Consider the following 11,248-nt stretch of genomic DNA (forward strand, 5'->3'; position numbering starts at 1 on the left):
CCCGCGGTCCGTCGGTTGTGTGGGCGTTGCGGCGGGCTTAGAGGTTCCGGCCTCCCCGATGCCCCGACTCCCGGTTGCCCGCCCCGCCCCCCGCGTCGGCCGCCTCCCGCATCGCTGCCGCCATGTCCGCCGGCAGCTGTGCGGCCACATGCCGGGCCAGCCCGGACGGCAGCCGCTCCGACAGCGTGCTCACGACGGCGTGTGCGGCACGTTCGGCCGTGCCCCGGTCCGGCAGCTGGGCCAGCGCCTGCACCTTTCCGATCATCTCGTCGTGGTGCATGAGGCCGCCTCCTTCCTCACGACGTCCCGACGGTGCGATACCCGCGCCGCGGGCCGGGCAGCAGCCGCGGCGCGGCCCGCGGCGCCGTCACCGGGCTCGGCCGGGCCACCCGCGGCCCCGCCCGAGTACCCGGTCGCCGCCGCCGGTACCCGGCCCGGTGGAGTCGCGGTGCCGCCACGGGGTAGGCGTGGTCGGCGAACCATCGAACACGCCGGACAACGGCGGAACCGACTGTGAGGTGTGCATGGCGGGAGCGGGGCTGGCGGCGCCGTTGTGGGACGTCCACAACGGCCAGGGGCCGCGGCAGCTGACCGAGCTGGCGCTGGCGCTGCTGCTGTCCAGCCTGATCGGCTGGGAGCGGGCGGCGCAGCAGAAGAGCGCCGGACTGCGCACGCACACGCTGGTCGGTGTCGCTGGCGCGCTGATGATGCAGGTGTCCCAGCACGGGTTCACCGCGGTGCTCGGGCTGGAGAACGTCTCCTTCGACCCCTCCCGTGTCGCGGCTCAGATCGTCTCCGGCATCGGCTTCATCGGCGGCGGCCTGATCTTCGTGCGGCGCGATGCCGTACGGGGCCTGACGACGGCCGCCACCATCTGGCTGACCTGCGCGGTCGGCATGGCCTGCGGCGGCGGGCTGCCCATCCTCGCGCTGGCCGTGACGGCCCTGCACTTCCTGGTGGTGCGCGGCTATCCGCTCTTCACCTCCCGGCTGATCCCCGGCACGGCCGTCGCCGCCTTCGAGGCACGCCTGACCTACCGCACGGGGTCGGCGCTGCTGCCGCGTCTGATGGAGACCTGCACCCGGCGCGGCTTCCGGATCGTGCAGGTCAAAGTCGAACGGCTGCCCGGCCGCACGGACGACGCGGCCCGCGTGCTGCTGGAGCTGGAGGGCGCCGCGGACCCGACGGGGCTGGCCTCCGAGCTCTTCCAGGACGAGGGCGTGCTCGACGTGGAGGTGAGCGCCGCCGCGGACGACGCATAGCGGGTACGGCAGCGGGCCCGCCGCACCCGTCGCCCCGCGCTTCGTCGATGGCCTCGCTCGCCCCCGCCCTTGTCGGCTCCGGGCCACGCGGTGATGACCGTGTGGCCCCGTCCGCTCATCACCGGGCCACAGGCCGGGGGAGCCGGTGGGCCGCTTCCCGGCGGACGACCGGGTCGACGTGGGCGATACCACATATGACCTGGTTCGCAGCCCCTCCCCGCCGACCTGCCGGGAGACTACCGTTGCGTCGAGTCCCTGTTTCCCTGTGCGTCCCGGACGGCCCGGCTGTGCCCACTGATCTGTCCCCCCTCATCGCCGCGACGGCGCGCTGGCTGACGGTCGCCTATCCGCCCAGCGGCGGCGCGCTGGCCTCCGCCCTGTGCGAGGCACAGGCCCGGCAGGCCGCGACCGTCGCCGCGTGGCTGCGCTACCCCACCGACATCGACGCGGGGCTGGTCACCATGGCCGGCCCCGGCGGCGCCGCCCGGCTCGACTGGGTCACCGGTGCCGAACGGGCGGGCGAGGACGGCCCGGACGACGACCGGGCCTGGCGCACCTGGGTGGACGAGGTCGTGGCCAGCTGGGCGGCCGCCCTGCTCACCGATCCGGAGCTGGCCGAACTGGCCGTCGCCGAGCTCGCCGACGGCGAGCATGCCTCGGGCGTCCCGGCCGAGTTCCGGCGGCTGCTCGCTCCCGACGACGGCGACCGGAGCGCCGCCGCACTGCTGCGCCATCCCGACCTCCTCGCCCCGGTGGCCGAGCTCCACCTCGACCAGCTGGTGGACCGGCTCGGGCCGGGCCGCACCCTCGCCGCCTGACCGTACGGCCGCCCGACCCGTCGGCCGTCGCCGTCCTGGGCTTCGCCTCCGCACCGGGGGCGGGATGCGCCTGGGAGCGCAGTCCGGCCGTGCGGCCGCCGCCGGCACCGAAGCGAGCTGCGGCCTGCGGCGGGCAGGAGCCGACCGTCTGGCTGCCTTCACGCTGTTCGCTCTGTCGCGCGCCGCCGGTGCGGGAACCGTCGGCACCAGCGCGCACTGCTCCACCTCCGTGCGCGGGGCGCCGGCCCGGGCCCGGTGTCGTACGCCTCCGCAGGGGTACTGCGGAGCCGATCCGCGGGCCGTTCGCCGTCGGCGGCCGGCTGCGAGTGACGGCAGGCAGGAGAAGGCGATGCGCGCGCAAGACGGCGGGGCACCGGCGGCCGGCGGTGTCGGGGACGCGGTGGCCCGGCCGGTCCAGGACACCGGCGCCCTCCGGGACGAGTGCACGACTGCGCCGGGGCGGCTGGGCGCGGTCGTACCGAGCGGGGCGTACACCGCCGGGGCCGTGGGCCTGGCGACGGCGGTCCGCGACCGGATACGCGCCGCGGCCCGGGCCGCCGTATGACGGCCGGCGTCGGCCGGTGATCCGGGTGTCGCCAGGCATGAGGGAAGGCTCGGCCATGACCTTCAAGAATCCCGTGCACCCCGGCGGGATCCGCCGCGGCCGGTTCGAGCAGTTCGCGGAGTACGCCTCCAACTTCACCAGCTCGCCGGTGTTCTTCCTCTTCTGCCTGCTCCTCGTGGGCTTCTTCCCCGCCGTACACGTCGCGCACCTGCGGCTCGAACTGCTCCTGCTCGTGGGCGAGTCCATGACCGCGGTCACCCTGCTGCTCCTCGCCCTGCTGAAGAACGCCGAGATGCGAGCCGAGCACGCCATCCAGCGCAAGCTCGACGCGATCGCCGGGGCACTGCCGGCGGCCCACGCCGAGGACGGGAGCCAGGCCTTCGAGGAACTGCGCGAAGCGATCCGGATGGAGGAAGAGACCTGACGGAGACGAGCGAAACGGCGCGGCGGTTCTTCACGGCACGCCGGTCAGGGTCGACCATGCGATGTCATGGACATTTTGCTCGTCGCCAGTGCGTTCAACAGCCTCACACAGCGCGTGTACGCCGAACTGTCGGACCTCGGGCACCACGTGGACGTCGTACTCGCCTCGCACGGCGCCGACCCCGTCCGGGCCGCCCTGCACGAACTGCGGCCGGAACTGGTCGTCGCGCCGATGCTGAAGTCGGCCATCCCGGAGGATGTGTGGCGGGACCACACGTGCCTGATCGTCCATCCGGGTCCGCCCGGCGACCGCGGCCCGTCCTCGCTGGACTGGGCCATCGCCGAGGGGGCGCGGGAGTGGGGCGTGACGGTCCTGCAGGCCGAGGCGGCGATGGACGCCGGCCCGATCTGGGCGGCGGAGCCGTTCCCCGTACCGCCGGTCGGCAAGAGCGACCTGTACCGCAACGAGGCCTCCGACGCCGCCGTCACCGCCGTCCTCACCGCCGTACGGCGCTACGCCGAAGGCGCCTGCAAACCCCGGCCGCAGACCGACGACTCGGTCAGCGTGGTCTGGCGTGACGTCTTCCGGCAGGACCGGCGCCGCATCGACTGGGAGCGGGACGACACCGAAACCGTCCTGCGGAAGCTGCGCGGCGCCGACTCGCAGCCGGGCGTCCTGGACGAACTCCTGGGCCGGGAGGTGTTCCTGCACGGCGGGCACCCCGAGGACCGGTTGCGTGGCCGTCCTGGCGAACTCCTCGCCCGGCGGGCGGGCGCCGTCTGCCGGGCCACCCGCGACGGCGCGGTCTGGATCCCGGAACTCCGTCCCCGCCGGAACTCCGGAGACCGCGCACCCTTCCGCCGCCCCGCCGCCTCCGTGCTCGCCGCCTGGGAACCCACCCTCGAACTCCCGGAAGCGGTAACCCCGTTGGAGCTGCCGCCCGACCGGCGGACCTGGACCGACATCCGCTACCGGCAGCGCGGCGACATCGGCTTCCTGCGCTTCTCCTTCCCGGGCGGCGCGATGAGCACCGACCAGTGCCGCCGGCTGCGCGCCGCCTACGAGCACGCCCTCTCCCGGCCCACCCGCGTCCTCGTGCTCGGCGGGGCCCGCGACTTCTTCTCCAACGGCATCCATCTGAACGTCATCGAGGCGGCCCCCGACCCGGGCCAGGAGTCGTGGACCAACCTCAACGCCATGGACGACCTGGTCGAGGCCGTGCTGCGCACCACCGACCGGCTGGTCGTGGCCGCCCTCGCCGGCAACGCGGCGGCCGGCGGCGCCATGCTCGCCCTCGCCGCCGACGAGGTGTGGTGCCGCACCGGCGTCGTCCTCAACCCGCACTACCGGCGCATGGGCCTGTACGGCTCGGAGTTCTGGACGTACACCCTGCCGCGCCGCGTCGGCGCGGAAGTCGCCCACCGGCTGACCACCGAGGCGCTGCCCGTGAGCGCCGCGTCGGCCGAGCGGCTGCGGCTCGTGGACCGACTCGTGCCCGCCGCGCCCGGTGACTTCCCGGCCGAGGTCGAGCGGCTGGCGGCCGAACTGGCCTCCTCGCCCTTCCTGGACGCGCGGATCGCCGCCAAGGCGGCCCGCGCCGCGGACGAGCGCGAACGCCCCCTCGCCGCGTACCGCGAGGCCGAACTGGACCGGATGCGCGCCATCTTCTTCGACCCCGCCGCCCCCTATCACGCCCTGCGCTCCGCCTTCGTCCGCAAGACACCCTCCGGCTCGCCCCGGCCCCTGACCGCGCCCGCCGGAGACCTCCGGTGACGCCGCGGCTGCTGGTGGCCGGAGTCGGCAACATCTTCCTCGCCGACGACGCCTTCGGCCCCGAGGTGATCCGCGCCCTCGGCCCGCGCCCGCTGCCGCCCGAGGTGCGGGTCCACGACTACGGCATCCGCGGCATGGACCTTGCCTACGACCTGCTCGACGGGTACGACACCGCCGTCCTGGTGGACACCGCGCGGCGCGGTCACCGGCCCGGCACCCTCTCCCTGATCGAGGCCGGACCGCCCGACGGCAGCGTCGTGCCCGAGGCCCACGGCATGGACCCGGCGAAGGTGCTCGCCCTGGCCGCGCACCTCGGCGAGGAGCCCCTGCCCCGTGTCCTCGTCCTGGCCTGCGAGCCCGAGCTGCTGCCCAGCGGCGACGAGGACCTCCTGCCGGGGCTCAGCACACCGGTCCGGGAGGCCGTCGCCCGGGCCGTGGACGCGCTGCACACGCTGATCCCGGCCCTGCTCGCCGACCCCGGCGCGTCCGCACCCCCGTTGGGCCGCCCGGTGGAATCCGGGACCGCCTGCCCGGCTGGGCTGCCCGGCACGGCGGGCCGCTGAGCGGAAGATCGGTGGAGCCCGCGCCGCAGGGACGCGGCCGGGCCCCGCCGCCGTATCCGAGGAGCAGCGCCCATGTGCCGGTCCGACGTCAAGCAGGCCGTCCTGGCGAAGAACGACGACCTGGCGGCGCAGCTGCGCGGCGACCTGGCCCGGCAGGGCGTGACCGTCGTCAACCTGTTGTCCAGCCCCGGCAGCGGCAAGACCGAACTCCTCGGCCGGGTCCTGGCCCTCGCGGTGGAGCGGCAGGTGCCGGTGGCGGCGCTGACCGCGGACCTGGCCACCGAGAACGACGCCGTGCGGCTGGCCCGGTCCGGTGCCCCCGTCCAGCAGGTGCTCACCGACGGGCTGTGCCACCTGGAGGCCCGTCAGGTGCGGGCCCGGCTGGCGGGCTGGCTGCCCGCGGACACCTCCGTGCTCTTCGTGGAGAACGTCGGCAACCTCGTCTGCCCGGCCGCGTACGACCTCGGAGAGACCCTGCGTGTGGTGCTGATGGCGGTCACCGAGGGCGAGGACAAGCCGCTGAAGTACCCGACCGCGTTCGGCTCCGCCCATCTGGTCGTGATCACCAAGACGGACCTCGCCGAGCCGGCCGGCTTCGACGAGACCGCCTTCCGGACGCATGTGCACCGGGTCAACCCGGGCGTGGAGATCGTACGGTCCTGCGCCCGCACCGGAGACGGTGTCGGCACCCTCCTGGACCGCGCCCTGGCCGCCCGGGACGGCACACTCCACCGGCCGCCGCTCGCGCCGCATCCGCACGGCCACCACCACTCCGCGCCCGCCCCCGCCGTATGACGGCCCCCGCGACCGGCCTGGTCCGCCGGCGGCTCTCGGTGCGCGGCACCGTGCAGGGAGTCGGCTTCCGGCCGTACGTGCACCGCCTGGCCGCCGGCCTCGGCCTCGCCGGGTTCGTCGGCAACACCGGCGACGGCGTGATCGTCGAGGTCGAGGGCCCGGCGGACGAGGTCGACCGGTTCTGCGCCGCGCTGGCCGAGCAGCCGCCGCCCCTGGCCACCGTCACCGGCATCGCCGGCGAGGACCTGCCCGCCACCGGCGACGCCGGCCCTTTCACCATCCGCTCCTCCGAGCGGGCCGGCGGCCGCACCCAGCTCCCGCCCGACACCGCGACCTGCGCCGACTGCCTGCGCGAACTCGCCGATCCGGCCGATCGCCGGTACCGGCACCCGTTCGTCACCTGCACCCACTGCGGCCCCCGCTTCACCATCGCCACCGGGATGCCCTACGACCGGGTGGCCACGACGATGGCCGGCTTCCCGATGTGCCCCACCTGCGCCCGCGAGTACGGCGACCCCGCCGACCGGCGCTTCCACGCCCAGCCGGTCGCCTGCCCCGACTGCGGGCCGCGGCTCACCCTCGTCCCGGCCCTCGGCGGCCTCCGCTCGGTCCGGGACGGGCACGCCCTGGCCACGGCACGGGCGCTGCTGGCCGCCGGGCGGATCGTCGCCGTCAAGGGTGTCGGCGGCTACCACCTGGCCTGTGACGCCACCGACGACCGGGCCGTGGCCACCCTGCGCGAGCGCAAGGAACGCGGCGGCAAGGCCTTCGCGGTGATGTGCGCCGACCTCGCCACCGCCGAGCGGATCGCGGTCCTCTCCACTGCCGAACGGGCCGCGCTCACCAGCGCCGGGCGCCCCGTCGTCCTGCTTGGCAGGCGCACTCCGCCGGACGGCCTCCGCCTCGCCGGCCAGGTCTGCCCCGGCAGCCCGCACGTGGGCGTGATGCTGCCCTACACCCCGGTCCACACCATGCTCCTCGGTCTGCCCGGCGATCCGCCCGGCCCCCGGGCCCTGGTGATGACCAGCGGCAACCGCTCCGGCGAACCCATCGTCACCGACGACGCCGAGGCCCTGACCCGGCTCGCCGGCCTCGCCGACGCCTGGCTCGCCCACGACCGGCCCATCGCCTCACCGTGCGACGACTCCCTGCTCCGGGTCCGCCCGGACGGCACCGAACAGGTCCTCAGACGGTCCCGCGGCTACGTCCCGCGCTCGCTGCGGCTCCCGGTGCCCGTGCCGCCCGTGCTCGCGGTCGGCGGCGACCTGAAGAACGTCCTGTGCCTGGGCGAGGGCGACCAGGCCTGGTTCGGGCCGCACATCGGCGACATGGGCGAGCTGGCCACGCTGGCGGCGGCCGAGCGCGCCGAGCGGCACCTGACCCGCCTGACCGGCGTCACCCCGGTCCTGGTCGCGGCCGACCGGCACCCCGGCTACCACTCGACCGGCTGGGCCCGGCGCCGCGCCTCCCGGACGCCCCTGCGGCTGGTCCAGCACCACCACGCCCACATCGCCTCCGCGATGGCCGAACACGGGCTGGACGGCAGCACGCCGGTGATCGGCGTCGCGTTCGACGGCACCGGATACGGCGACGACGGCACCGTGTGGGGCGGCGAGATCCTGCTCGCCGACTACACCGGCCACCGGCGCTTCGCCCACCTCACGCCTGCCCCGCTGCCCGGCGGGGACGCCGGCGTGGCCAACCCCTGCCGGCTCGCGCTGGCCCGGTTGTGGGCGGCCGGGCTCGACTGGGAGCCGGACCTGCCGAGCGTGCGGGCCTGTACCGAGGGCGAACTCGCCGTACTGCGACGGCAGTTGGAGCGGCAGGTGGCCTGCGTGCCGACGTCCAGCATGGGCCGGCTGTTCGACGCGGTGTCGTCGCTGGCCGGTGTGTGCCATCGCGCCGGATACGAGGCACAGGCCGCGATGGAGCTGGAGGCGGCGGCGACCGAGGCGCGGGACGCGGACGCGGTGGCGTACCCCTTCGGTTTCGCCCGGCAGCGGGAGATCGACCCGGCGCCGATGCTGCGCGCACTCCTGGCGGACCGGCGGCGCGGCACCCCCGCCCCGGTCCTCGCGGCCCGCTTCCACCGGGGCGTCGCACGGGCCGTCGCCGAGATCTGCCGCCGTACCCGCGCGGAGACCGGCCTGACCACGGTCGCCCTCACCGGAGGCGTCTTCGCCAACGCCCTGCTGGAGGAGGAGTGCACCGCGCTGCTGGCCGGCGACGGCTTCACGGTGCTCCGGCACGGCGAAGTACCCCCGAACGACGGAGGGCTGGCGCTCGGCCAGCTCATGGTCGCGGGAACAGCAACCCCCCACGGGACGGAGTGACCCATGTGTCTGGCAGTGCCCGGCAAGGTCGTGTCCATCGACCGGAGCGCCGACCCCCTGACCGGTCTGATCGACTTCGGCGGAGTGCGCAAACAGGCGTGTCTGGAGTACCTGCCCGACGTCCGGGTCGGTGAGTACGTCATCGTCCACGTGGGCTTCGCGCTGCAGCGCCTGGACGAGGAGTCCGCCCGGGCGTCCCTGGAGCTGTTCCAGCAACTGGGACTGCTGGAGGAGGAGTTCGGGGACGCCTGGGAGCAGGCGGCCCGGCAGGAGAGCGGGAGTGAGGCCCGGTGAAGTACATCGACGAGTTCAACGATCCCGAGCTGGCGCACCGGCTGCTGGACGAGATCCGCGCCACGGTCACCCGGCCGTGGGCGCTGATGGAGGTCTGCGGCGGTCAGACCCACTCCATCATCCGCCACGGCATCGACCAACTCCTCCCGGAGGAGGTCGAATTGATCCACGGCCCCGGCTGTCCGGTGTGCGTCACGCCGCTCGACGTCATCGACAAGGCCCTGGAGATCGCCGCCCGCCCCGAGGTGATCTTCTGTTCCTTCGGCGACATGCTGCGCGTGCCCGGCACCGACCGGGACCTGTTCCGGGTCAAGGGCCAGGGCGGTGACGTACGCGTGGTGTACTCACCGCTGGACGCGCTCGACCTCGCCCGCAGGAACCCGGGCCGTCAGGTCGTGTTCTTCGCCATCGGCTTCGAGACGACCGCCCCGGCCAACGCCATGGCCGTCCACCAGGCCCACCGCCTGGGCATCGCCAACTTCAGCCTGCTGGTCTCCCACGTCCGGGTCCCACCCGCGATCGAGGCCATCATGACCGCACCGGAATGCCGGGTCCAGGGCTTCCTCGCCGCCGGGCACGTGTGCAGCGTGATGGGCACGGCCGAGTACCCGGAGCTGGCCGGCAAGCACCGGGTGCCGATCGTCGTGACCGGCTTCGAGCCGCTGGACATCCTCGAGGGCATCCGCCGCGCCGTCCACCAACTGGAGCGCGGCGAGCACCGGGTGGAGAACGCCTACCGGCGCGCCGTGCGCGAGCAGGGCAACCCGGCGGCCCTGCGCATGCTGGAGGAGGTCTTCGAGGTCACCGACCGCAACTGGCGCGGCATCGGACCCATCCCCGCCAGCGGCTGGCGGCTGTCCGACGCCTACCGTGCCTACGACGCCGAGCACCGCTTCGACGTCACCGGCATCCGCACCGAGGAGCCCGCCGTGTGCCGCGCCGGCGAGGTGCTGCGGGGGCTGATCAAGCCGACCGAGTGCGAGGCCTTCGGCACGGCCTGCACCCCGCGCACCCCGCTCGGCGCCACCATGGTCTCCAGCGAGGGCGCCTGCGCGGCCTACTACCTGTACCGCCGGATGAACGCCCCGGCAGCCCGGGCACCCGGCATCCCGCAGGACCCGAAGGACTCGCAGGTCTCGCAGGACTCGCAGATCTCGCATGACTCGCAGGGGGAGATGAACCCCGTTGGCTGACCTCGCCACCCCCGGGGCGGCCGCCGTCGACCCCGCGAACTGGACCTGCCCCGCACCCCTGCGCGACCAGCCGGTCGTCGTCATGGGGCACGGCGGAGGCGGCGCCCTGTCCGCCGAGCTGATGGAGCAGGTCTTCGCCCCCGCCTACGGCAACCCCACCCTGGCCGCCCTCACCGACTCGGCCGTCCTCGACCTGGGCGGCGCCCGGCTGGCCTTCTCCACCGACTCCTACGTCGTACAGCCGCTGTTCTTCCCCGGCGGCAGCCTCGGCGACCTCGCCGTCAACGGCACGGTGAACGACCTGGCGATGAGCGGCGCCCGGCCCGCCTATCTGTCCACGGCCTTCGTGCTGGAGGAGGGCGTGGAGCTGGACGTCGTCGGCCGGATCGCCCGGGCCGTCGGCGCGGCGGCCGAGGCCGCGGGCGTCACCGTCGCCACCGGTGACACCAAGGTGGTGGAGTCCGGACACGGTGACGGCGTCTACGTCACCACCGCCGGAGTCGGCCTCGTCCCCGACGGCGTCGACATCCGCCCGCAGCGTGCCCGGCCCGGCGACGCCGTGATCGTCAGCGGCCCGATCGGGCTGCACGGCGTGGCCGTCATGAGCGTGCGCGAGGGCCTGGAGTTCGGCGTCGAGATCGCCTCCGACACCGCGCCCCTGGCGGATCTAGTGGCGGCCATGCTGGCGGTCACGAGGGACATCCACGTCCTGCGCGACCCGACCCGGGGCGGCCTCGGCGCGTCCCTGAACGAGATCGCCCGCGCCTCGGGCACCGGCGTCCGGCTGCGGGACCGCTCCATCCCGGTCCCGGACGAGGTCGCGAACGCCTGTGGCTTCCTCGGCCTGGACCCGCTGTACGTCGCCAACGAGGGCCGCCTGGTCGCCTTCGTGCCCCCGGAACACGCGGAGGCAGTGCTGGCCGCGATGCGGGCACACCCGCAGGGCACCGGCGCCGCGCTCATCGGCGAGTGCGTGGCGGAGCACCCGGGCATGGTGGTCGTCGCCACCGGCCTGGGCGGCACCCGGGTGGTGGACCTGCCGTTGGGGGAGCAGCTGCCCCGCATCTGCTGAGGGCCGGACATGGGTTCGGGACCGGCCCCGGGCCGCCCCCCCGCCCACCACGACCCGGGTCCCGCCAACCACCACGCGGCCCGCCGGGGCCACGAGGACGAGCTCGTGGTCGTCGGCGACGCCGACCCCGGTGACCCGGCCCGTGCCGGGCTCGGG

The 11,248-nt window shown here is 74.8% G+C and carries 12 protein-coding genes; 11 read left to right on the plus strand and 1 reads right to left on the minus strand.

What is annotated here, in order from left to right; translation table 11 throughout:
- Positions 1-37: 37 nt before the first annotated feature.
- A complete protein-coding gene (locus ABT288_RS47295; protein WP_351622512.1) occupies positions 38-280 on the minus strand; it encodes a DUF2267 domain-containing protein in 243 nt (80 codons plus the stop codon).
- Positions 281-524: 244 nt separating this feature from the next.
- On the opposite strand from ABT288_RS47295, the gene ABT288_RS47300 reads away from it, so the two are divergent.
- From ABT288_RS47300 to hypE, 11 genes are all read left to right on the plus strand, one after another.
- A complete protein-coding gene (locus ABT288_RS47300; protein ID WP_351622515.1) occupies positions 525-1,262 on the plus strand; it encodes an MgtC/SapB family protein in 738 nt (245 codons plus the stop codon).
- A 287-nt stretch (positions 1,263-1,549) separates the two neighbouring features.
- Entirely contained in the window at positions 1,550-2,080 is a 531-nt protein-coding gene (locus ABT288_RS47305) for a hypothetical protein (RefSeq protein ID WP_351622517.1), read from the plus strand.
- A gap of 349 nt (positions 2,081-2,429) precedes the next feature.
- A complete protein-coding gene (locus tag ABT288_RS47310; RefSeq protein ID WP_351622520.1) occupies positions 2,430-2,645 on the plus strand; it encodes a hypothetical protein in 216 nt (71 codons plus the stop codon).
- Between the two features lie 55 nt (positions 2,646-2,700).
- Positions 2,701-3,069, plus strand: a complete 369-nt coding sequence (locus tag ABT288_RS47315; RefSeq protein ID WP_351622522.1) for a hypothetical protein — start codon at positions 2,701-2,703, stop codon at positions 3,067-3,069.
- A 66-nt stretch (positions 3,070-3,135) separates the two neighbouring features.
- The gene (locus tag ABT288_RS47320) at positions 3,136-4,842 is read left to right on the plus strand and encodes a hydrogenase maturation protein (protein ID WP_351622525.1); all 1,707 of its coding nucleotides are present in this window, start codon (positions 3,136-3,138) and stop codon (positions 4,840-4,842) included.
- Entirely contained in the window at positions 4,839-5,405 is a 567-nt protein-coding gene (locus ABT288_RS47325) for a hydrogenase maturation protease (protein ID WP_351622527.1), read from the plus strand. Before ABT288_RS47320 ends, ABT288_RS47325 begins: the two co-directional genes overlap by 4 nt.
- Before the next feature lie 72 nt (positions 5,406-5,477).
- Entirely contained in the window at positions 5,478-6,200 is a 723-nt protein-coding gene (gene hypB, locus ABT288_RS47330) for a hydrogenase nickel incorporation protein HypB (protein ID WP_351622530.1), read from the plus strand.
- On the plus strand, positions 6,197-8,533 hold the full coding sequence (hypF, locus tag ABT288_RS47335) for a carbamoyltransferase HypF (RefSeq protein WP_351622533.1): 2,337 nt from the start codon (positions 6,197-6,199) through the stop codon (positions 8,531-8,533). Before hypB ends, hypF begins: the two co-directional genes overlap by 4 nt.
- 3 nt (positions 8,534-8,536) lie before the next feature.
- Positions 8,537-8,827: a HypC/HybG/HupF family hydrogenase formation chaperone gene (locus ABT288_RS47340; protein WP_351622536.1), complete on the plus strand. Its 291-nt coding sequence runs from the start codon at positions 8,537-8,539 to the stop codon at positions 8,825-8,827.
- The gene (hypD, locus tag ABT288_RS47345) at positions 8,824-10,020 is read left to right on the plus strand and encodes a hydrogenase formation protein HypD (RefSeq protein WP_351622539.1); all 1,197 of its coding nucleotides are present in this window, start codon (positions 8,824-8,826) and stop codon (positions 10,018-10,020) included. The genes ABT288_RS47340 and hypD overlap by 4 nt, the downstream gene beginning before the upstream one ends.
- Positions 10,013-11,092, plus strand: coding sequence for a hydrogenase expression/formation protein HypE (gene hypE / locus ABT288_RS47350; RefSeq protein ID WP_351622542.1), 1,080 nt, complete (start codon positions 10,013-10,015; stop codon positions 11,090-11,092). Before hypD ends, hypE begins: the two co-directional genes overlap by 8 nt.
- The last annotated feature ends 156 nt before the right edge of the window (positions 11,093-11,248 follow it).

The sequence above is a fragment of the Streptomyces sp. NPDC001093 genome, assembly GCF_040298985.1.
GTDB lineage: Bacteria > Actinomycetota > Actinomycetes > Streptomycetales > Streptomycetaceae > Streptomyces.

Coding starts and splice junctions, on each gene's coding strand:
- ABT288_RS47295 (WP_351622512.1), bottom strand. CDS start 280: ATGCACCACGACGAGATGATCGGAAAGGTGCAGGCGCTGGCCCAGCTG.
- ABT288_RS47300 (WP_351622515.1), top strand. CDS start 525: ATGGCGGGAGCGGGGCTGGCGGCGCCGTTGTGGGACGTCCACAACGGC.
- ABT288_RS47310 (WP_351622520.1), top strand. CDS start 2,430: ATGCGCGCGCAAGACGGCGGGGCACCGGCGGCCGGCGGTGTCGGGGAC.
- ABT288_RS47315 (WP_351622522.1), top strand. CDS start 2,701: ATGACCTTCAAGAATCCCGTGCACCCCGGCGGGATCCGCCGCGGCCGG.
- ABT288_RS47320 (WP_351622525.1), top strand. CDS start 3,136: ATGGACATTTTGCTCGTCGCCAGTGCGTTCAACAGCCTCACACAGCGC.
- hypB (WP_351622530.1), top strand. CDS start 5,478: ATGTGCCGGTCCGACGTCAAGCAGGCCGTCCTGGCGAAGAACGACGAC.
- hypF (WP_351622533.1), top strand. CDS start 6,197: ATGACGGCCCCCGCGACCGGCCTGGTCCGCCGGCGGCTCTCGGTGCGC.
- ABT288_RS47340 (WP_351622536.1), top strand. CDS start 8,537: ATGTGTCTGGCAGTGCCCGGCAAGGTCGTGTCCATCGACCGGAGCGCC.